Raw genomic sequence first — 20,371 nt, forward strand, 5'->3', positions numbered from 1 at the left:
AGGAACGGATCTTGACGGTCACCCGCCAAGACTTCGAAGACGCCATTGCGGCCTACTGGGGTGCGAAACAGCTCCAGAACGAGCAGTCCGCGATCAAAGCCGCAGTTGGCGCCGGCACAGCCGGATCGGTACGCGGTGGCAAGCACTTCGATGTGATCGCGACCCTCTTGGCGAAGTTCTTCCTGGATGCAGGCTTCCCGCCCGAGAGCATCCGCGTCAGCAAGTCCCAGGGCCTAGAGCTGCCCGGCTACTACCGGCCGCAGAAACAGTGGGACCTCGTAGTCGTTCACCAGGGCGTACTCGTCGCGGCCTTCGAGATGAAGGCGCTCGGAGGGCCGTCGTTCGGCAACAACTACAACAACCGGGTAGAGGAAGCACTCGGCAGCGCGGTGGACCTCCGCCGCGCAGCCCTCGCCGAGCTGTACCCGAAGGAGAAGCCCTGGCTCGGCTACTTCTTCATAATGCAGGACGGCGAAGGCTCCCGGAGGCCGGTCAAGACCGCGAAGGGCGCCCTGCCCTCCGACGAGATCTGGCACGGCACCTCATACCAGGATCGGTTCGGGATCTTCTGCGAGCGCCTCATGGCCGAACAGCTCTACGACGCCGCGTGCTACGTCACGTCCTCGGCCGAGAACCCCAAGCCCATCGAGCTGGTGGAAAGCCTCGACTGGCGGCACTTCTCAGCGGCGATAAACGCCCGTCTCACCTACCTGAAGGACCTTGGGCTTCCCGGTTAGAGCCGTCCACAGCTCTCCGGAACAGACGCGCGTACGCCCCTTTCCTCCAGGTCTCCTCTGGAGAAAAGGGGCGTACGACTCACTCACCAAGGATGGCCTTCACCAGCTTGACTCGGCCTTCGATGGCCACCTGCAAGGTTCGCGCAGTCGCCGTCGGTAGAGGTTCCTTGTAGGTGATGTTGCCGTTCTCCGCCCGCTGGGTAGTGATGAACCACCCGATGTCATAGACGTTCTCGCCCACGAAGCGGCTGATCATTTCCTGGTAACGTTGGGTGTACGACATCCCTTTGAAGGCCGGATCGGTCTCGAACAGCGCGTGAGACTGCCTGTTCAGCTTCTCGGTCTCTTCCGTCTCTTCAAGCACGAAAACGTAACCAATCCACGGCGGTACGGCGCCGAAGGGCCCGTTCTTCTTCTGGGCAGCCCCCAGATCAGTGGCGCTACCCAACGCCTCCTCAAAGCGATTGTTGAAGTTCTTCCCGACGCTACCGACCTGCGTCTTGAACTCAAGGGCAGCTACAAGGACTTCCTTGTACAGGACGACCAGATCCCATTGCTTGCGGACACGGTAATAGCCCGGCAGGTAGGGCCTTCCCGTTCGGATATCTCCCGCAGGGATACCGCAGTCGAGGAAGACCTCCTTCACGACGTCCTCGAAGCCCTTGATGTGTCCATTGGCGCGAGCCTCTCCGCCGGCCCTCCCGCCGTCCTCCTGGCTCTCCCTCTGCTCACCCCGCTTGGTCCAGAAGTCCTCGACCGCTTGCTGAATTGCCTCGGGCTTCACGTCACCCATCCTCACTCGGTATACGCCACAGGCTCGAACTCACGAACCTCAGTCGGCCCAAGTCTGAGGGGTAGCACTGACAGCCGACGCGGAGGCTACGTCGATGCACCGCCGCCTCAAGCGCAGACAAGGGGGTTACACATGGAAGCTGGCCGATCCCCGGTCGTCGGGACTTCCTGTCCGAACGCAGGTTTCGGGCAGTGGGGGCAGATGACACGGAGGCGAGCAGATAGGCATAGGCAGGCAGGTGGAGCATTGATGGACGTTTCGTCTGTCTCTGCATAGATCGGAACGGACGATCGCTCACCCCTGTTGCGACGACTCTGTAGGTAGGCTCCTCCAGGGTAGGAGACACTCGATAAGGGGGAGTAGATGGCAGGGGCGTTGACAGCTGCGGTGCGGAACTACTGGGTTGATTCCGATAGCTGGGCCCGTAGAGGTCAACGCATGGAGCCCATCGTCAGCTCCACCATCGATGCACTCGTTGAACGCGGCATCGACCGCTCCTGGATTCAGACGGGGCGTGAGGCTTCTCTACCGGCGTCCTTCGGCTTGAGGGATACACGGTGGGACATTGTCGTCATCAAGGATGAAATTCCGCTGGGAGCAATCGAGTTCACCGCACAGTCCGGGCCATCAGCCGCAAACAACTTGGCTAACCGGATCCACGAGGCGACCTCACGGGCCCTCGCGGTACGAACCTCTGACCACAGTGGCGGGCTGCAGCCACAGCTCGGGCTGTTCATCATGTGGGAGCAAGGAAGAAGTGCCTCTGTCCAGCCAAGACTTGAAGCGGCGCTGAACCAATTCCTCGACGACGAGCTCTATGACGAGGTTGCCTACACCTGTTACTCCGAGGCGGGACTGCAGGAGCCATCGGAAGGCATGTCGGTGCAACGATTCGTCGACCGGTTCAGCCGTCGACTGCTCGCACGAGCTGTGGGTCCGCTAGGAGAAATTACGCCAAACCTGGAGCGCTACCGAGAAGTCATCGAGGCCGCACGGGGCGAGAAGAAGGACTATTCCCTGGAACGCGTACCAAAGCGGGGCGGGCAAGCAGAAGTGCTCCGGGGGGTGCACAAAGCGTCAGGGATCGAGATTGCTTTCAAGCGGAGACTATCTCAGTGGACGAAGGCGGGTGCCCGGATGGGGCGCGAGATCGAGATCGCCCGCATCCTGAGCGCACACCCACATGTCATGCCAGTCCTCGACTTTGAGGCACAGCACCACTGGTTCATCATGCCTCTGGCCGAGGCAACTGCTGAAGAACAGTTCCTCCACCTGAAGGAGCCGAAGCATATCCACAGGATGATCAAGGCGGTGGCATCCGCCCTAGCAGAAGCGCACCGTCACGGTTGGCGTCACCGCGACGTCAAGCCACAGAACATTCTTCTGCTGGACGGGCGTTGGACCTTGGCCGACTGGGGCACCGTCCGTCGGCCACGCGGCCAAACGACCTTTGCCGGCCGTACCGGCGCCTACATAGGCACTCCTGGCTTCGCTCCGCCTGAGCTTTCCTCCGGGCCACATGACCTCTCTGTACCGGCAACAGACATCTACAGCCTCGGCCGAGTAGCTGCCTGGGCTCTCACTGGGGAGTGGCCACAAGCAAATATCCCCCTCCTGCCGGCGGAGGAGCCTTGGCGAACCATCGTCAAGGAAGCAACACAGCAGGAGATCGAGAGACGCCCCCAGAGCATCGACGAGTTCCTGGCCGTCATCGACCGCGAGTACGACAAGGCAAGACGATCCTGATGCTGAGCGTTTGATCCTCCATAGGCCCGACACTGCACCTAGGGGGATGCTGCGTGGTCCTGCGCAGCATCCCCCTCAGGAGCCCTTCCTACGTCACTCGCCGTACTTTCCCGGGTTCCTCGCCCGGTCCACAGCCTGTGCGCAAGCCTCATCGAACGCTGCAGTGACAGCGTCCTGGTCCGTGCCACGGACTTGGGCCTCAATCTCCTGGCCCGGGCGCCGTGTGGTGTGCCAGCGGACCGGAAGGTCCGTGTAGAGGTCGGTCTCGAACTCCCAGGCCATCACGGACCATTGGGCATCGCGGCCGATGTTGAGCCGGTCGCCGCCGGACAGGTACACCGCGTGGGCGTGGTGGACGATCCGGCGGTCGGGCATCTTGTCGCGGATGGCCCGCGCGCCGCCGGGGCCCCTGTCCTCCCATTTCTCCCGGTCCCATTCCTCCACCCCTGCCGCGTGGTTGGGATGGTCAGCGCCCCACTGCACGGCCACCACGTCCGCGTGCTCGCGGTGCAGGAACGGGATGACGCGTTCGCCGAGTCGGGCGACGTACACCGTCGGGTCCGCTGGGACGGGGGCCGGGCTGGGGCCGGGCTCGGGGCTGTGGAGGTCTACCGGGACGTGGCGGTACTGCGCGTTCATGACGCGGGACGGGATGTCTCCAGGGTCCGGGCACGCTCTGCGGAGGAGTCGGTGAATGAGTTAACGGGCAGTAGTCTCGGACTGCTGCTCGTCAGCGAGTTGGCCTCCGCGTGGTCCGTCCGGTCGACCGCGATCGGCAAGGAAGTGGTCGTAATTCTCGCCTTGGACGCCAGCGGGCTACCCGAGCGCGACGTTCCTCCGCACATCCCAGCGGTACGTCCGCCCCTCACGGCGGAGTTCCACCAACTGGACGGCGGACACGGAGAGTTCTACTGCCGGTAGAGCGCGAAGCCCTGAGACCGTCCCCACAACGGGCGCGGCGGGGCGCCGGCGGTTGTTGTACGCGAGGCTCAGGTGCGGCCGGAATGCGGACGTCGGCTTCTTCGGGGCCAGACCGACGCTGCTCCCTGCCTTGGCCAGCGCGTGGTGCAGCCGGAGCAGGGGTTCCCAGGGGCCGAGGGACAGGCGGACGGCGCCTCGGGATCCGGCCAGCGGCATGGCGTGTACGGCGAACGCGGAGGGCAGCAGCGCCTCGGCGTCCCGCGCCAGGCTGTCCAGCTGGCCGGGGGTGACAGCGCCGGGCGTTCCGACTCGGGCGAGGGTGATGTGCAAGCCGTCCGTCGGCACCGGGTCGAGGCCGAGGGGTGCCAGCTCCTCCTGGCAGTGCCCCGCGAGAGTCGCGAGCCGCTGATCATCCGGGAAGGTCAGCATCCAGTAGTACGCACGGCTGCCGTCCGACCAGCCGGGGCGTGCCCAGTGGTCGGTCATCTCGTCGAGTGCGCTGAACGCTGCCCAGTCGTGGGCCGCGGTGACGGCCGGGTCGTGCGTGTCGGCGGGGGGCTCGGCGGGGAACGCGGCGGGATCGGCGTTGAGCAGGGGCACCCGACGTACTCCTTCGGCTTCACACTGCCCCGGAGTACGACGACACCGACGGCGCCTACGACGCGGATGACGCCATGGCCAGGGCCGCTGGCTGCGAGCTCCAGGTCCGGAACTCGTCGCCATAATCGCGTACTGCTGGGTGATCACGCCACGGCCCGGCCTGCTCGTGCAGGTCGCGGGAGCGTTGGTAGACGGAGCTGATCGGTGTGTCTCCGCACAGCCGCAGGGCCTCACGGCCCAGCGCCATCGCGTGGTCGATGTCGGGCGGGCGCTGCTGCAGCAGCGCGGTGGCGACGTCGAGGCGTACGAGCGAACGGCTCCAGGAGGAGGCCGAGTGCTCCACCAGATCGTCGATGTGCTCGGCATCGCGCAGTACCTGGGCCGTTTTACGCAGTGCCACATGTGATGTGACGGCGTTGGCCAGCGTCCTGGCCCGTCCGTACGGCTCGAAGGAGATGCAGGAGGTCAGCCCGACGGGCACTTCGTGGAGGTCGGAGAGGCGGAGGGCTTGTCCGATGGCCCGCTCGACGGCACGCTGGTCACCGGTCTTGCCGAGGGCCCGGGCCCGACCGTTGGCGAGCAAGCGGATGGACTGGGTGTGGCGCGGGGCTCGCTCGACAGCCGCGGCCGCGCAGGCGTCGGCCTCGTCGTACCGGCCGGCGTAGTAGAGGCTGAAGGAGAGGGTGCCGCACGCCCAGAGGTCGGTGTCCAAGTCGCCGATCTCGCGGCTGAGATCCCGGGCTTCGGTGCAGTACGCCTCCGAGAGCGCGAAGTCGCCCGTGTTCACGGCCATGTAGCCGAGCAGGCCGGAGGCACGGGCGGCGACGCGGAAGAGATCCCGGCGCGTGCGTGGGGGCTGGCGGCCGTTGAGGAGGGTGTGGGCGAGCTGCCGCACCTGGCGGGCCTGGGGGCGAAGGGCGTACGGCCCGTCCTGTTCGTACTGGCTGGCGATGCCCTCCAGGGAGGAATCGAGGAAAGCGAGCGTCGCGTCGTCGGTGTTGCTGGCCGTGAGCTGCCGGGTCTGGGCGACGATGTCCAGTGGGTTCTCGTCGTCCTCGCGTGGCGGAGGGGCACTCGTCACCTGCTGGCGCGTGCTCGGCCCCTCGTCGCGGTCGTGCGCGGAGTCGCCGTCGTATGCCGTGGAGAACAGCTCGGACACGGGTCTGCCCAGCATGTGCTCCAGAACTCGGCAGGCGTCAGGACGGGGCAGAGTCAGCAACTCCCCGCCGTACCAGCGGTCGAACTGGCGTGGAGAGACATGGAGGGACGCCAGGCGGGGGTCTCGGTCGAGCTCTGCCAGCCGGGCGGCGGCCCGCTCGTACTGGGCGGTGAAAGCCTCGTGCGTCGTTAGGTGCCGTTGCTGGAGCAGCCGTCGGAGCAGCGTTGTCCGTGGCATGGCCCACCCTCCTGGTGCGGCGTGCAGGACCGCCGTGGAGGCGCGTGCCGGTAGCAAGGTCGTGACCACGCTCGCCCATCGGTCGGCTGCGGAGCACGCCCGTACGAACGCGCGCCGTGACTCCTGACAGCATGCCGACGCAACCGCCAACTAGGCAATATGTCTGGTGAAGTTGACCCGTATGGGTTGTAGAGGTGTCGCCGGTACGGAGAGACTTCCGGCATGGCCTTGAAGAGGAGCCTGGTCCCGCAGTCGGTATACCGGCGACAGCTCGCGGCACGGCTGAGGGAACTGCGTGACGCGACCGGGCTCACCCTCACCGAGGTCGCCGATCAGCTGGAGGTCAACCAGGGGTCACTGAGCCGGATCGAGAACGGCGAACGCGGTACGACGCCGGTCCTCGTCCGGGCTCTGCTGGACCTGTACGGCGTCAAGGACGAGGACCGGCGCGCCGACGTGCTCGACCTCGTGCGAGCGGACAAGGAGCAGCAGAAGCCCTGGTGGCGGAAGTACTCGACAGTGCTCACCCCGACCCGCTACGACGGGTACCTCGCGCTGGAGGCCGGCGCGACGCACCTCGCCAGCTACCAGCCGATGCTCGTGCCGGGGCTGCTCCAAACCGAGGACTACGCCCGCGCGGTGATCTCCCAGATGAGGAAGGACCTGTCCCCGCCGCACGTCGAGTCCCTGGTCAGGGTCCGCATGGAGCGGCAGAACAGCCGCCTGGATGGTGAATCCCCCGCCAGACTCTGGGCAATCCTCGACGAAGCCGTGCTGCGCAGGACGGTCGGCTCTGCAGAAGTGATGCTCGACCAGATGCGGAAGCTGGTGGAGGCGAGCGATCGGCCGAACGTCACCTTGCAGCTCCTGCCGTTCTCGCTCGGCGCGCATCCCGGGCTGTACGGCCCGTTCGTCATCCTGACGTTCCCGCACCCCACGCCGAACTTGGTGTGGCTGGAGAATCCCAAGAACTCCGTGTATCTCGAGTCGCCGGGGGACGTGGATAACTACACGGAAATCTTCGATCAGTTGAGGGAAAGCGCCCTCGACCCATCGGAGACCCGCACCCGCATCGCACGCATCAGCAAGGAGCTCGAAGAGTGAGCACGCCCCGCATGGCCACCCCGCACGACGTCGATCTCGCGCACGCGCGGGGGCGGAAGAGCTCGTACAGTGGGGGTGCGAACGACTGCGTGGAAGTCGCGGAAGTGGGCGAACACGCCGTAGTGCGCGACTCAAAGGACATCAGCCGAGGGCCGTTGCTCTTCCCGAAGGCGGCGATGCGCGCGCTGGTTGGCGGAATCGCCAGCGGGGCAATCGGTGAGCATCGGCACTGAGCAGAGAGCCTTGACGGTCGTCGTAGGCGTAGGCGTATCGGGTCTCACGACCGGCGTGGCGCTAACTGAGGCCGCCTGCAAAACGTGCGTGTGCCCTGCCTCGAGGTAGCCGGTGTGCGGCACGGTGCCGTCCAGGGCCGGGGCATGCAGGGCGTGGCGCTAGACGTCGGGCGGCAGGGTGCCGTACGTGATGGTGCTGCGTGCGGCGGGCCGCTTGTCGCCGATCAGCGTCGGCACCTTCACGCTCATGGCGACCTCGCGGTTGGGCTTGCCTGGGTGGGCTGCTACCTGAGCGAGGACTGTCGGCGCGAACTGCCGCCACGCCACTGATGCTGGTGGTCCGCGCTTGTGTCAGGCGGCCACGGGGATGCGGTGCGCGCCGAGGCGCTCGAGGACCTGGTGGTGGGCGGTGACTCCGTCGACCTGCGGTTCGGGCTCGCCGATGATCAGGTCGGTGTTGTCAGGGTGCTCGAGCAGGATGTCGGCGGTCCCGGCGCGGCCGACGACGACGCAGGCGTGCCGGTGCCGCGACAGCATCACACACATGCGGCCCGGGTCGACGTGAAACTCGGTCGCGTCGACCCGCCCGGCGAGCGGGTGCCAGGCGATGGTGAGCGCGAACTCGCGGCCCTGGATCTTATTCGCGGTGGTGATGGTCAGCGCGCTGGTGTCAACGCCAGCGTCTTCCAGGCCGGTCAGGACGAGGTTCGCCTGGGCGGTGTGCGTGGTAACCACGGCCAGGTCGGCGGCGGTCAGCAGCCGGCCGCCGCGTTCGTGGTCGAGTTCGGAGACGACGGTGCCTTGCCGGTTGAGGGCGGTGATGACCACGTCGACGATCGTCTGCGCGGTCTGGCTGTCCGCGCGGGCGGTGTGCCGGCCGGGCAGCTCCAGGTACGTCCAGCCGGTCGCAGCGGCCTGCTCGAGGGCGTCGTCGGCGACGGTCGCGCCGATGCGTGGGCGGGTGAAGGTCAGCGTCCGCGCGGCCGGAATGCTTCCAGCGATGAACTGCACATCGGGGTAGAAGCAGTCGGCGACGAGCCCGGCCGCGGATGGCGGCAGCCGCCACGACACCCCCATCGCATATTCGGGCAGGCCCGGGCGGTTGGTGGTCAGCACGTCCATCGCCGGGCGGATCGGTGAGTGCGGCAGTGCCTGCCACCGGTCGGTGTCGAGGACCGTGAACGGCGACAGCTGGCCGGGGTCCCCGATCAGCAGCATCCGGCGGGCTTTCGGGGCGATGCGCTGCAGCATATCGGCGCGCATCTGGAAACACTCGTCGACGATCAGCCACGGGAACGGCCCATTGGTCTGGATGTGCGCCCACTTGGCGGCCGGGGCGACGATGATGCGAGCGCCGTCATGGACGAGGTCGCCGTACTTGTTGGCGGCCAGTAGCATCCCGCCGCTGATGGCCGCGGCGGCGGCGACCTGGTTGGCGGGAGTGTTACCGGCGAACAGGCGGCCGACCCGCAGGGTCGGGTTCTCGGCGTGCAGCTGCAGGACGAGCTGATCGGCCTGGGCGTTGGTTTGCGTCGCGATCGGGACGAGCTCGTCGGCTTCCAGCGCCCGAGCCACCCCGCGGACCAGTGTCGATTTCCCGGCACCCGGAGGTGCTTTGACGATGACGGCCGAGTCGTCGGTCGGCAGCTGGTTGAGCAGTCCGAGGATGTTGTTGAGGTCGGCGGCGGCGACGGCCGCGTACGACAGCGGCGGCTGCGGGCTGCTCATGCAGGCACTCCCTGTGGTTCGTGTGTCCAGGAGCTTGGGATCGGACCGGTCGCGAGCCGGCCGGAGGATTCGGGGGAACTGGTCGCGAAGGTGACGCACTGCCCTTCGGTCGGCAACGGCTGGGCGCGCCAGTTCGCCAGAAAGGCGAGCTCGACGAGGTAGGGCCGGTCGTCGGGGTGGTCGCCGGACTGGCGCTGGTCGGGTTGGGCCGAGCGGATCTCAGCGACCACGCGCGGGTGTGCCGCCCACCGGACCCGGGTGCCGCGCGGGTACGCGGGCCGGTCCGGGGTGCGTACCACGATCATCGGCACTTTGACCCGGTTGCGTTTGCGGCGTTCGCGGTTCTCCTCGTCGAGGTAGACGACTTCGCCGGTGAACGCGGCGCCGGTGTCCTCGGCGACGGCCATGACCAGCGGGTCGTCATATGCCATCTGCGCGGGCACGACGTTCGCAGCGTCTTCGAGTTCGGCGGCGTTGACCGGTGCCCAGCCGACGGAGTCACGCGCGGAGAAGCGCGGCACCCCGTCGGTGCACCGCTTGGCGTAATACGCCCAGTTACTGCGATCCGTGCTGGCTCGGGCGGCGGCGGAGGGGGCGAGTTCGAGGGTGCGAAGCAGCTGCATCGCCCGGTGGGTGCCGGAGTAGGCGTGGCGCAGCTCCGGCATGACCGCGTCGATGATGCGGCGGGCGGCGAAGTCGCGGGCCCGGCCGGGCCGGGCGCGGCCGTGGGTGATAACCAGGGTCATGAGGTCCCGGTCGGCGGCAGGGTCGCGCAGCGGCCCCCAGGCGTGTTTCTCGGCGGCGGCGATCGCGGCGATCCGCTGCGCGCGGCTGGTGTGTGCCGGGTCCGGGTCGATCCAGGCGAGCAACGCGGCGAGATTCTCGTCCTCGACGCCGGCCTGCCCGGTGACCCAGTGGGTGCGCAGTGCGGTGGTCGCGGGCACAAGCATTGCCTGCCCAGCCCGGCCGTACTCCAGGCCGAGGAACGTCAGGTGCGCGGCGGCCCACTGCGCGGCGATCGGCGCGCCGGGCGAGTAGCGCACACCGCGGCCGGCCATCTGCACGAGCGCGTCGGCGGCAGCGGCGTTCGGGACGACAATCTGCGGGGCGGCGGCGGCCTGCGGCTGGCCCCGGCCGTCGTAGCTGATCTGCAGGTAGGGGGCCACGTGGTCGTTGAGGGCCTGCGCGAACGCTTCCAGGCCGGCGTACCGCAGGTCCCGGTTGCGGGGTTCGGCGACCACGGCGTACCCAGCAGGCCGGGCCGGTTCGGTGCCCCAGGTGATGCCGAGCAGGGCGAACGGTTCCCCGGCGAGGACGTGGAACGCGACGACGAACGGGTTCTGCTCGACGTGCAGGTGCCGCAGCGCGGCGGCCGGGACGGCCCGGCCGGTATCGAACGCTTCGGCGTGGCGCAGCGCGGTCAGGCTCATGCGACTCCTCCGGCCTGGCGGGCCGCGACGCGGGCGCGGGCAGCGTCTTCGATACGGCGGGCGCGGCGGAGCGCCAGGGACGTATCGGCGGGCGCATCGGTGTCAGCAGGCAGCGGCTGCCCGGCGGCAATGCGGGTGGCCTGGCGCAGGTCGCGAATGCCGGCGAGATCGTCGCGTACGCTCGGGCCGATCAGCACGGGGTTGCCGGCGGTGACGGCTTCGAGGTGGCAGAACTCGCCGAGCCCGCACGCGGACCGGCAGCCCGGCACGTAGTTCGAGGGGACCTGTCGCAGCTTGTCGGCGAGTGCGTCTTGACGGGCGTCGTCGTCGAGGCCGACCAGGTCGGCGGCCTGCGGGTCGAGGGTGAACCCGGACGGCAGCTCGTCGAGGATGTTGCTAATGCTAGTGATGCGCTGCAGCTGCCGCTGCAGGTGGATGAGCCGGTCAGCCGTCGGCAGCCGACTGCCGACGGCTGCGCTGGTGGTGGTGTTCTCCGGGGTGATCAGGACCGCGTCGGTGGAGATGACGTTCGGGTCGTGGCCAAGATCCGCGACGACCTGGCGCAACGCGTGCACGTAGACGGCGACCTGCCGGGCTGCGGCGGCGGCTTTGGCTTTGTCGATGACCTGGTCGACCGACGGGAACGACTTGATCTCGACGAGGACGAACTTGCCGTCGACGGCGACCAGCGCAAGCGCGTCGGGTTCGACGTAGACGGTTTCACCGGCGACCACGAGGGTGAGCACCGGGTGATCGAGCAGGGCAGGGGCGTCGGGGTCACCGGAGAGGATCCAGCGCAGTTTCTGCACTGTGGTGTACGCGCGGCGTTGCACCGCGGCCAGGCCGATCGGGCCGTCCTCGCCGAGGTCTTCGACGCTGTACCGTTCCGGTGGCAGGCCGATCGCCTGGGTGAGCGCGGCGAAGAGCATGTCGTAGTTCGTGTCACGTTTGAGGCGCCGCTCGAAGGCGTTGCCGCGGGTGATCGCGAACGGCGACTGACCGTACGGGGCGGGCACGCCAGCGGACTCAGAGGTCTTCTCGAGGCTGATGCGGGCCAGGTCGGCGACCGTGCGCAGCCGGCAGCCGGGGTTGTCGGCGATACCGGCGACCCGGCGGGCGTTGAGCCGGACCGCTTTCTGAGTGCCGCGGACTGTGTCGAGACGCGGGTCAGCGGCCGGTCCGGTGTTGGCGCGATGGTTCACTTGTCGCCTCCCACGACCCGCAGGGTCCTCTTCTTGCCGAACAACTGCGCGGTGATGTCGGGCTCCTTGGCGAGAAGTTCGGCGGCGGACTCGCGGTCGGCGCGGTCTTTGCCCTCGATGAGGGCCAGCTGATGGTCGACGGTCGCGCGGGCGGCTGCGACGTCGATGCCGGCGAAGCTGAGCCCGTCGATGCTCTGCCCGAAGTTCAGCAGCACACTGGTGATCGCTGCGCGGTGCTGCTCGTCGGCCGCGGGCAGGTTCTGCAGGTAGTCGAGCATCCGACGTACGGCGTGCAGGTGGTTGACCCGTTCGCTGTACACGCCGGTGATGCGCAGCCATCCGGGCCAGGTCGACAGGGCGAACAGGCCGCGGGCAGGCGCGAGCTGGGGGGTGAGGGTCGGTACGACCAGTACCGGCGTGGAGCTGCTGCTGTCCAGCGTCCGGGCTTCGTCACGGCGTAGCGAGGTCAGCCCGCGCGGGTGCAGCTCGGAGTCGAACACGGCGCGGTGGTAGGCGGCGATGAGGGCGGCGCTGGTCGGCACGCCGAGGTCGGTGAGCGCTTCGATGACCTGGCTACGCACGCTGGCCTTACCGATCCTGGTGCCGGTCCCGGTGGGGCGGGCCAGTTCACGGACCGTGTTGCGGGCTTCGGTGAGGCTGGTGTCGACCGCACCGAGCAGGGTCGCGTCGATGTCCTGCCCGCGGGCGCGGGCCAGGGCGCGCTGCAGCTCCTCGACCGCTCGGGCGAGGTCAGCAGAGGTGGAGTGTTCTTCAGGCACCACCCGAGAGTACCCGCCTCTCCCAGCATTGCCAATACCTCCTGGGTCTCCCAGCTTTTTCCAGCTTTGCGATGCCTCTCGTCGGAAAAGAGATGGATGTAGCAAAAACTGCACCCACGGACGCCGGCTGATCTCCGCGCGGGAGCTCGTCGCCAATGCCCTCTCATACGCTTCGTGACCGTCGCTGATCAGGGGCAACGTGGCCACCTCTGGTCTCAGTTTTGGTCTCATTCACCCCCGTCCGGCTCCGTCCGAAGCCCCCATGAGAACCCGCTCCCTCGCAGGTCAGAACGTCCCGGCCCTCGCCGAACCCCCAGACGAACACCAGTGCCCCACCAAGCACGACGAAGGGCCCCACCGCGAACGGTGGGGCCCTTCGTCGTGCTTGATCTCAGTTGCGGTGATCGGACGGGGTCGGACCTCGGCGAGCTGTGCGGCTGAGCATCTTTGCCGATGGTGCCGCCCAGGACGTGGGGCCGCACATCGGTGCCGGTGAAAGGTTCGGCGATCCGGTTGGCTGCTTGCTGGGGCCGGAGATAGAGCGTCGGGTACTTGCCGCCCACCAGAGGCGATCCGACCACAACGGCATCGATGACCGGCATCGGGTCCAAATGGTCGGCGATGCGCTGCACGCGCGACTGTGAGACGGCGCTCGCTTCGATGTAGATCGTGCCCGCGCCGACCATGTCGAGTTCGGCTACCGGGGCTGCAGTCTCCTCCGCGGCGGCGCGAGGACACAGGGAGAGCAGCACGTCGGAGCGGGAGACGAGCTCGGGCAGTGCCTCAGGTTCGAGGCCCGCCCGCTCGGCCCGGCGGCGGGTTGTGTCGCTGCGTCCGTCGGGGCACCACAGCACGATGTAGCCGCGCGCTCAGCTGGGCGCCGAAGGCAGAGCCCATGCTGCCGGGGTGTAGCAGCCCGATCGTGTCTGTCATGCCGTGGTCCTCGTGTGGCCGGCGGAGTGCAGAAGCAGCAGGTCGATGGCGGCGCGTGCATGCGGCACCGTGTGATCCCGTCCGGCGGCCAGGAGCGGTCGTTGCCGATCCAGATGGTGCTCAGCCTGCCCTGCGGAGCGTCCGCCGCCTACGTCGTTGACCGGGTTGTCGCCGACCATCCAACCGACGTCGCCCAGCACGGTGCCGCAGCGGGCCGCTGCCAGGACGAAGTGCCGGGTCTGCGGTTTGCGCGCGCCGGCCTCGTCGGAGACGAAGACGCCGTCCACACTCTCGGCGATATCGATGGCCCGCAGCATGGCGCGCTGGATGTCCACCGCGCCGTTGGTCGCCACCCCCACTCGCCAGTCGGCCCCACGCAGCTCGTCCAAGCCGTCGAGGAACTCGGCCGGGCACGACACCAAGGCCGAGATGTCGTTGCAGTACGCACGCCACAACTCCGCCGTCGACATGGGCAGCCGGTACCGGTCCGGATCACGAAAGGTAAACGGATAGGCCGGCTCGGCCACCATGCCTAGGACGTGCGCCTGCTCCTCGTCCTCCAGACCGTGCTCGGTGGTGAACTCGGCGGCCCAGTCGGCGAGCGTTCCCCGCCGGTCCGCGAGTGTGTTGTCGAGGTCGAAGAGAACCAGGGGCTGCAGCACATCCCGCACCCCAGTGCGCGAGCGTCAGCTCCGGATCCACCCCACTGAGCAGGCTCCATGTCCTGCCATCGCTGACCGCCGAAGCACAGCGCCCAAGAAATTGTCGGCAACGCCAGAAAAAAGTCGCAGCAAAGTGTGGGGTCTCGAGTCTTCGCATCCATATGAGTCGCCAGACTTACAACTACCGTACGAGGACTGGTGTTGCTCAAAATGATCAGCAGTGGCGACGAGGCCGAGCTGAAGGTGAAGATCCCATTCGAGGACGGGGACGATCCGCCTCCCCCGACCCTCGTGCAGGACCGGAGGCTGTACGACGAGTTGCTGCGGGTCGAGTTCTGCGGCCCCCGCTACGACGTCTTTGCCCAGGAGCTGTGGACCTACGGCATCCGCACCCTGACGGCATGGATGCGCACGGGCACCATCTCCCATCACTGCCACCGCTACAACGTGGCCTTCGACGCCTCGGAGGTCGAACTGGCCATCCTCGCCCGAACCTCAGAGGTGCGCGAAGCCCTGGCCGTGGACAGCGTCACGGCGGCCGCACCCCGCTTCCTGGAGCGCTCGCTGCGCGGCGGCGAATGGAACCCGGACAAGGGCGCCAGCATGTTCACCTTCTTCGTGGGCGGATGCGTCATGGCCTTCGGCGACGTCTTCAAGACCTGGTCCCGGAAGCGGCGCCGGGAAGTGAAGGTGATGGCTTACGGGCTCCTCAACCTCACCGAGACCGACGCCGTGTTCCCCGGTCAGCTCAGCCTGTTCGACGACTCCGCCGAAACGGTCGCCTCGCGTGACACGCTGCGGCGGATACTCAGCGAGGCCACCCCGGAGGCTGCTGCCATCTGCACGCTCATGCTGCGCCGTCCGGAGCTGAACCAGCGCGAAATCGGTGCTCTGCTGGGCGGTATGAGCGCCCGCGCGGTCGAGGGACAGCTGCGCCGGCTCCGCGGAACCGCTCGCGTGCTCGCGGCGAGCGGGAAGATCAGTCGGCCGCAGTTCTTCGAGGCAGGCCAGCGATGACCGTACAGATCTCCTCCGAAGCCGTGATGCTCCTCGTCATCGGCTGCGTCGTCGGGCTCGCCGTCTACAAGCACACCACGCGGACCCATACTGGTTCCTCCACCCGAGGAGACCTGGTGGGCGCGATCGGAGCGGCAGTGGGCGTCATGACCGTCCTGGCGCTTCTCTTCAGCCTAGGAGACGCCGGCGAGACGTTGCAGCGGCCAGGCCCGGCATCCGGGCCGACGACGATGACGAGCGCGGAAACCCGAGCTCCGTGAAGCGCACGGTCTCCGCTGCCTGTCCGGCGTGCAAGGCGGTGATCAGGTAGCCCCTTGCCGAGGGATTCTGGATGACGGTGAGCACGGCGGTGCAAGCCGCGCTCTACCTACGCGGCCCGGAGGCGTACGGCACCAAAGTGGCCGAGGATCGTGATCCGGCCTCGCTCTACCCGAGGCCGGTTACTTCTCGTACGCCTGCTTCCAGCGCGCTCGGTGACGGGAGTCGCCCTGCCCCTGGCCGTTCACCTCACTCAGGGACAGCAGAGAGGCCCCGTTGTTCCACAGCCCGAGGTGGTCCCGGTGCACGGCAAGGATTCCGTGCTGCAACGCAAACTTCTCTGAGTGGCGGCTGAACCGCGTGGTCGTGACGAACACGGCGAGGTCAGCCGCGAAGTGCACCTTGGCGCCCAGCAGATCGCGCAGTTCACGGCTCGCGATCGTGCTGGTCGGCGCGTAGCGCTTGCACTGGATCACCACGCTCCGGCCGTCCGGGAGGCGGCCGACGACGTCAGCGCCGTTGTCGTTCGCACCGCCCACCCGCCGGACCTCCATGCACCCGTCCCGCCGACAGAGTTCCGCGACCAGCTCCTCGAACTCGGTGCCGGTCATCGCATCCACCTCGGCGAGCGTCCGGTGACCGGCCTTCACCGCCTCTTCTTGCCGCCACAGACGGTCCCGCCCGCGCACGAGCCGATCTGTACGCCACAGCCACCAGCCAGTCGCCGCGACTCCGCCAAGGATCAACACCCCGACGAGGTACGGCCACACGACCGACCAGAAGACAACCAGCAGGACCAGTGCCAGCCCACCGCCGACCGCCGCCGACTTCAGCCGCGCTGCTCGCCGCCTGCGAGCAGCCGCACCTTGTCTACGCCCAGCCATGATTGAAGCCCTTTCCCCAGGTCCTGAACGGCAGTCTGGGCAGCCTCTGGCAGCGTGAGAAGGGCGCAAGTCGGCCATGGCCAGATCGAGATGGCCGGGCCTATACCTAACGTCAGACGTCGACTCGAGCGCATCGATGACCTACCAGGTGGCCTGTCTCAGCAATCGCCAGTCGCACGCAGTATCGCGCAACTACTGTGGGTCACATGCGCCCTTCCGATGTGCCTATGCCTCCTGCAATTGCTGCTCGGCCACGTGACCCTCGCGGCTACCCCATCCCGGCGATCACACCGTGGGAAGGAGGCATACCCCAGTTCGCCTCACTGAGCATGAGACGTGTGTTCCTTTGTCTGACGCAGCGCAGATGCACCGTATGCGGCCGGGAGATGCCGCCCGGCCCGGTGTGGCGGGTTGTGGATACCGAAGAAACCGAGATGTTGGCGGAAGTGCTCTCACGCGGAGTCGGTGACAAGTTCCTCAACATGGCACCAACCCAGGAGGGGCCGGGGCACCGGTCATGCATGATCTACAGCGCGATGGTCTGCCCCTTCCTCGGAGGGCCGGAAGCTCGCCGCGGACAAGGCGCCAACTCCTATGGCGAAGAGATACCGTCTGGCGAAGCCCGCGGGCATAAGGGCGGCGTCGTCGCTTACGACTCCTGCGAGTTCCGGGAGACGCCGGTCGGTTCCGGCTGCGTGTACGGCCATCCCCTCGAACTGCTGGAGTACGAACGCGGCGAGGACCTGCTGGACGCGTTGAAGGAAGCCGTGGACGCAGACACCGAAACCCTCACCGGCACGTGTCCTCCATGGCTACTGGACGACGAGACAGCGGTAGAGGCTGCGTTCCTCCTCGCGATGCGCACTCCCGAAGAGACTGCAAGGCTCAAAGCCCAGCGGCGGATGGCGGAAGCGCGGCGCAAGCGGCAGAAGCAAGCCAAGGCATCTCGCCGACGCAACCGCTGATTCCGTAAAGCAACCTTGAGAACCCAAAAGCACGCGCCCTGGCCGTGCCCTTCAGGAGCGGTCAGCGGCCGAACTAGGCAAAGCGCAAAGTGCCGTTGCCAGTCGGCCACTGTCACTGCTCACCCTTACCCTCAACTGCACACACCCGACAACGCGCGAGAGGCCGCCTGGCATGGCTAACGACGACGGCATGTCCCCTGAGGTGCAGCGCATGATTCAAGAAGCGCAGGCCATGATGACCGACGAGGTCATGGAGGAGACCCTTCGCAGCAAGGCCGGCGTTGACCCCAGCCACCTGGCCACGTTGCTGGATCTCGTGGCGATCGGCATCACCAACGGCGCCTGGCGGAACAGCTGCGTCGAGAATTGGCACGCCGAAGGCCGACTGTCGGACGGCGACATGATGCGCATCAACAGCTACACCACGGATGCCGTACGTCGACGTCTGAAGGGTTGGTGCATCGAGTCCGGAATCATTTCGGCGAGCAGCAGCGCGCTGGAAGGGACCGACGTGGAGGATGTGGACGTCCTTGTCGGTCGTATCTTCCGATGGCTGACGAATGCTGAGCGCAGGCTCCCCACCGGCATGACTCTCGGCGAGTTGGCTCGTTCCAGGGAAGACCTGGAAGAGTACGAGGACCACGCGGATCGGGCCCTCAGCGGCTTTACCGGACAGATGGAGGACAAGGGCGTCCGATTCGGCCTCCTCCGCACCGCCTGCCACGGTGCCCTGGCCTGCTCCCAGTGGTGGGCGCATCCCACATGGCCCGACCGCGTCGAACGTTTCATTCGCGTCCTTGACGATGCGACCGAGCCCCATTGGGGTTCTAACGGGGAGCGCAGGGAGAGACTGAGCGTCGAGCCGCCCTCCGTGGAGGACCGCGATATTCTGCGTTCCGCGCTGCTGGAGAGCCCGTGGAAACTCGATCCCACGGCTGCCGAGTGGATCGTGGATGCCGGAATCGGCTACCTGACGCCCGAAAGAGGGCTCTCGGCCGCAACCGCGTCCGATCAGAAGTAGCCAGTAGGAAGTGACCCGGTCACCGCGCTCACCGCTGCCTGGTCTCAGAGCGGGGAGTAAAAAGGCGATTCCCCGCTGACCAGGAACCACGAGCAGAAGCTGGCACGCTCACGCGGCTCCACTTCCGCGGTTGCAGTTCTGGTTGCATTCACCGGCGTACAGCACCGTTCAGAACCCCCGCTCGGACCAGCTGCACCGCAGGTCAGGACGCTGCCGTACGCCCCAGAACCCCCGGACGAACATTTGGAAAGCGTGTTGGGGGCAACCCCTCACGAGTTCGAATCTCGTATCCTCCGCCAGTGCCTCACCGGGCACGATGTCGAAGGGCCCTACCGTTCGCGGTGGGGCCCTTCGGCGTTGTCCGTCTCCGTTTCCTCAGTCTGGTTGTCCGTGGGCCGTTCCGTTGGGAAGGTTGATCGTCTTGTACTCGGTGAAGGAGCCGAGTCCCTCGGGCCCGAACTCCCGGCCGATCCCGGATTCCTTGTAGCCGCCGAAGGGCGCGCCGAACTCGATTCGGTATCCGTTGATCGTCAGGCTTCCGGTGCGGACTCGGCGGGCGATCCGCAGGGCTCGGTCCTGATCATCGGTCCACACGCTTCCCGACAGGCCGTACTTGGAGTCGTTGGCTATGCGGACGGCGTCGTTGTCGTCGTCGAAGGGGATCACGACGAGTACCGGACCGAAGATTTCGTCCTGGGCGATGCGCATGCGGCTCTCGACGTCGGCGAAGATCGTCGGCTCGACGTACCAGCCCTTCGTCAGGCTCGATGGACGGCCGCCGCCCACCGTGATCGCCGCACCTTCCTGCCGCCCACTCGCGATGTAGTCCTCGACCCGCCGACGCTGGCGTTCCGCCACCAGTGGGCCGACCTCGGTGGCGGGATCGTGTGGATCACCGACCGTCAGCGCGGCCGCCGCCTCGGAGATCGCGTCGACGACCTGACGGTAGCGGCTTCGAGGCGCGAGGATCCGGGTCTGCGCAAGACAGTGCTGGCCGGACATCATGATCGCGTAAGGCATGAGGGCCGGCACGACGCTGTCGAGGTCGGCGTCCTCCAGGATGATGGCGGGCGACTTCCCGCCGCACTCCAGGGTGACCCGCTTGAACTGCTCACCGCAGAGGGCGGCGACCCGTCGCCCGACTGCCGAGCTTCCGGTGAAACTGATCTTGTCGACTTGCGGATGGCGCACCAGTGCCTCGCTGTTCGCGCGGTCGGCGGGGACGATGTTCAGCACACCCGGAGGCAGGTGCGCTTCCATCGCGGCCTCGGCGAGCACGTACGCGTCGAGCGGCGTCTCGGGCGCCGGCTTGAGCACTACGGTGCATCCGGCGATGAGGGCGGGGGCCAGGTTCACCATCGTGAGGATGAGTGGGGCGTTCCACGGGACGATCTGCCCGACGACGCCGACCGGCTCCCGAAGGATCCGAGACGTTCCGGTGAGGCCTGCTCGGTCCTGCTCGAAGGGGAAGGTCGCGACGAGCCCCCGGAAGTAGTCGAGGAGCATGACGGGAACCGGTGCCTGGAGGTGATGGGAGAAACTGATCGGCGAGCCCATCTCCTCCGTGATCAGCCGAGCGATCTCCGGGACGCGCGACCGGAGATGGTCGGCGAAGGGCTCCAGGGCGTCCGCTCGCTCCTGAGGCGACATGCGCGGCCACGGTCCGTCGTCGAAGGCGGCACGGGCCGCGCGGACAGCTCGCGCAACGTCGGCGGGTGTGGCGGAGGGAGCCGAACCGAACTGCTCCTCGGTCGCCGGAGAGATGACCTCGAGCAGGTCTTCGGACTCCGGCTCGACCATGTCGCCGCCGATGAAGAGTCGGTCCTGGATGAGGGCCGAGGCTTGGATGGTCGCGTACGAAGACATCGCCGACCTCCTTGTCGTCAGCGGGTCGGAGACCGCGGCCCTGGCCCGCCTTTGATTGTCGGTCCCATGGTGGGCAGCCGTGAGGTGACTTCACAT

Annotated in this window: 19 protein-coding genes; 8 read left to right on the forward strand and 11 right to left on the reverse strand. The window is 67.3% G+C overall.

Going from position 1 to position 20,371, the window contains the following annotated elements; translation table 11 throughout:
• The first annotated feature begins 11 nt into the window (after window positions 1–11).
• A complete protein-coding gene (locus tag ACZ3I3_RS20675) occupies window positions 12–737 on the forward strand; it encodes a PaeR7I family type II restriction endonuclease (protein WP_328582913.1) in 726 nt (241 codons plus the stop codon).
• A 79-nt stretch (window positions 738–816) separates the two neighbouring features.
• Here ACZ3I3_RS20675 and ACZ3I3_RS20680 read toward each other — a convergent pair whose 3' ends face one another.
• Entirely contained in the window at window positions 817–1,530 is a 714-nt protein-coding gene (locus ACZ3I3_RS20680) for a PaeR7I family type II restriction endonuclease (RefSeq protein ID WP_467367046.1), read from the reverse strand.
• Window positions 1,531–1,968: 438 nt separating this feature from the next.
• On the opposite strand from ACZ3I3_RS20680, the gene ACZ3I3_RS20685 reads away from it, so the two are divergent.
• Window positions 1,969–3,276 carry a protein kinase domain-containing protein gene (locus ACZ3I3_RS20685; protein WP_467367048.1) on the forward strand — a complete coding sequence of 436 codons (1,308 nt, stop codon included), beginning with the start codon at window positions 1,969–1,971 and terminating at the stop codon, window positions 3,274–3,276.
• Between the two features lie 93 nt (window positions 3,277–3,369).
• On the opposite strand, the gene ACZ3I3_RS20690 is transcribed toward ACZ3I3_RS20685, so the two are convergent.
• The 3 genes from ACZ3I3_RS20690 to ACZ3I3_RS20700 all read right to left on the reverse strand — a co-directional run bounded on the left by ACZ3I3_RS20690 (window position 3,370) and on the right by ACZ3I3_RS20700 (window position 6,193).
• Window positions 3,370–3,915 (reverse strand): hypothetical protein, encoded by a 546-nt coding sequence (locus ACZ3I3_RS20690; RefSeq protein WP_467367050.1) that lies wholly within the window; start codon window positions 3,913–3,915, stop codon window positions 3,370–3,372.
• A gap of 177 nt (window positions 3,916–4,092) precedes the next feature.
• On the reverse strand, window positions 4,093–4,797 hold the full coding sequence (locus ACZ3I3_RS20695) for a 2'-5' RNA ligase family protein (protein ID WP_467367052.1): 705 nt from the start codon (window positions 4,795–4,797) through the stop codon (window positions 4,093–4,095).
• Between the two features lie 55 nt (window positions 4,798–4,852).
• Window positions 4,853–6,193, reverse strand: a complete 1,341-nt coding sequence (locus ACZ3I3_RS20700) for a hypothetical protein (RefSeq protein WP_467367054.1) — start codon at window positions 6,191–6,193, stop codon at window positions 4,853–4,855.
• A 222-nt stretch (window positions 6,194–6,415) separates the two neighbouring features.
• On the opposite strand from ACZ3I3_RS20700, the gene ACZ3I3_RS20705 reads away from it, so the two are divergent.
• Together ACZ3I3_RS20705 and ACZ3I3_RS20710 are read left to right on the forward strand one after the other, a co-directional pair.
• Window positions 6,416–7,297 carry a helix-turn-helix domain-containing protein gene (locus ACZ3I3_RS20705; protein WP_467367056.1) on the forward strand — a complete coding sequence of 294 codons (882 nt, stop codon included), beginning with the start codon at window positions 6,416–6,418 and terminating at the stop codon, window positions 7,295–7,297.
• Complete coding sequence (locus ACZ3I3_RS20710) at window positions 7,294–7,530, forward strand: DUF397 domain-containing protein (RefSeq protein WP_467367057.1); 237 nt, start codon at window positions 7,294–7,296, stop codon at window positions 7,528–7,530. The genes ACZ3I3_RS20705 and ACZ3I3_RS20710 overlap by 4 nt, the downstream gene beginning before the upstream one ends.
• Window positions 7,531–7,881: 351 nt before the next feature.
• Here the strand turns inward: ACZ3I3_RS20710 and ACZ3I3_RS20715 are convergent, their stop codons facing one another.
• The 5 genes from ACZ3I3_RS20715 to ACZ3I3_RS20735 form a co-directional block, all read right to left on the reverse strand.
• Window positions 7,882–9,258: an AAA family ATPase gene (locus ACZ3I3_RS20715; protein WP_467367059.1), complete on the reverse strand. Its 1,377-nt coding sequence runs from the start codon at window positions 9,256–9,258 to the stop codon at window positions 7,882–7,884.
• Window positions 9,255–10,688 carry a hypothetical protein gene (locus tag ACZ3I3_RS20720; protein WP_467367061.1) on the reverse strand — a complete coding sequence of 478 codons (1,434 nt, stop codon included), beginning with the start codon at window positions 10,686–10,688 and terminating at the stop codon, window positions 9,255–9,257. The genes ACZ3I3_RS20715 and ACZ3I3_RS20720 overlap by 4 nt, the downstream gene beginning before the upstream one ends.
• Window positions 10,685–11,890 (reverse strand): hypothetical protein, encoded by a 1,206-nt coding sequence (locus tag ACZ3I3_RS20725; protein ID WP_467367063.1) that lies wholly within the window; start codon window positions 11,888–11,890, stop codon window positions 10,685–10,687. Before ACZ3I3_RS20725 ends, ACZ3I3_RS20720 begins: the two co-directional genes overlap by 4 nt.
• Window positions 11,887–12,669 (reverse strand): hypothetical protein, encoded by a 783-nt coding sequence (locus ACZ3I3_RS20730; protein WP_467367065.1) that lies wholly within the window; start codon window positions 12,667–12,669, stop codon window positions 11,887–11,889. The genes ACZ3I3_RS20725 and ACZ3I3_RS20730 overlap by 4 nt, the downstream gene beginning before the upstream one ends.
• 929 nt (window positions 12,670–13,598) lie before the next feature.
• On the reverse strand, window positions 13,599–14,264 hold the full coding sequence (locus ACZ3I3_RS20735; protein ID WP_467367067.1) for an HAD family hydrolase: 666 nt from the start codon (window positions 14,262–14,264) through the stop codon (window positions 13,599–13,601).
• Between the two features lie 210 nt (window positions 14,265–14,474).
• Between ACZ3I3_RS20735 and ACZ3I3_RS20740 the strand changes: the two genes are divergently transcribed.
• Window positions 14,475–15,281, forward strand: a complete 807-nt coding sequence (locus ACZ3I3_RS20740; protein WP_467367069.1) for a hypothetical protein — start codon at window positions 14,475–14,477, stop codon at window positions 15,279–15,281.
• Window positions 15,278–15,541, forward strand: coding sequence for a hypothetical protein (locus tag ACZ3I3_RS20745; protein WP_467367071.1), 264 nt, complete (start codon window positions 15,278–15,280; stop codon window positions 15,539–15,541). The genes ACZ3I3_RS20740 and ACZ3I3_RS20745 overlap by 4 nt, the downstream gene beginning before the upstream one ends.
• Before the next feature lie 180 nt (window positions 15,542–15,721).
• Here ACZ3I3_RS20745 and ACZ3I3_RS20750 read toward each other — a convergent pair whose 3' ends face one another.
• Entirely contained in the window at window positions 15,722–16,423 is a 702-nt protein-coding gene (locus ACZ3I3_RS20750; RefSeq protein WP_406008053.1) for a restriction endonuclease, read from the reverse strand.
• A 413-nt stretch (window positions 16,424–16,836) separates the two neighbouring features.
• On the opposite strand from ACZ3I3_RS20750, the gene ACZ3I3_RS20755 reads away from it, so the two are divergent.
• Together ACZ3I3_RS20755 and ACZ3I3_RS20760 are read left to right on the forward strand one after the other, a co-directional pair.
• Window positions 16,837–17,388 (forward strand): hypothetical protein, encoded by a 552-nt coding sequence (locus ACZ3I3_RS20755; protein ID WP_467367073.1) that lies wholly within the window; start codon window positions 16,837–16,839, stop codon window positions 17,386–17,388.
• A gap of 172 nt (window positions 17,389–17,560) precedes the next feature.
• Window positions 17,561–18,409, forward strand: coding sequence for a hypothetical protein (locus ACZ3I3_RS20760; RefSeq protein ID WP_467367075.1), 849 nt, complete (start codon window positions 17,561–17,563; stop codon window positions 18,407–18,409).
• A 375-nt stretch (window positions 18,410–18,784) separates the two neighbouring features.
• Here the strand turns inward: ACZ3I3_RS20760 and ACZ3I3_RS20765 are convergent, their stop codons facing one another.
• Window positions 18,785–20,275, reverse strand: coding sequence for an aldehyde dehydrogenase (locus ACZ3I3_RS20765; protein ID WP_467367077.1), 1,491 nt, complete (start codon window positions 20,273–20,275; stop codon window positions 18,785–18,787).
• Window positions 20,276–20,371 lie beyond the last annotated feature (96 nt).

It is taken from the genome of Streptomyces sp. NPDC016851 (assembly GCF_055562795.1).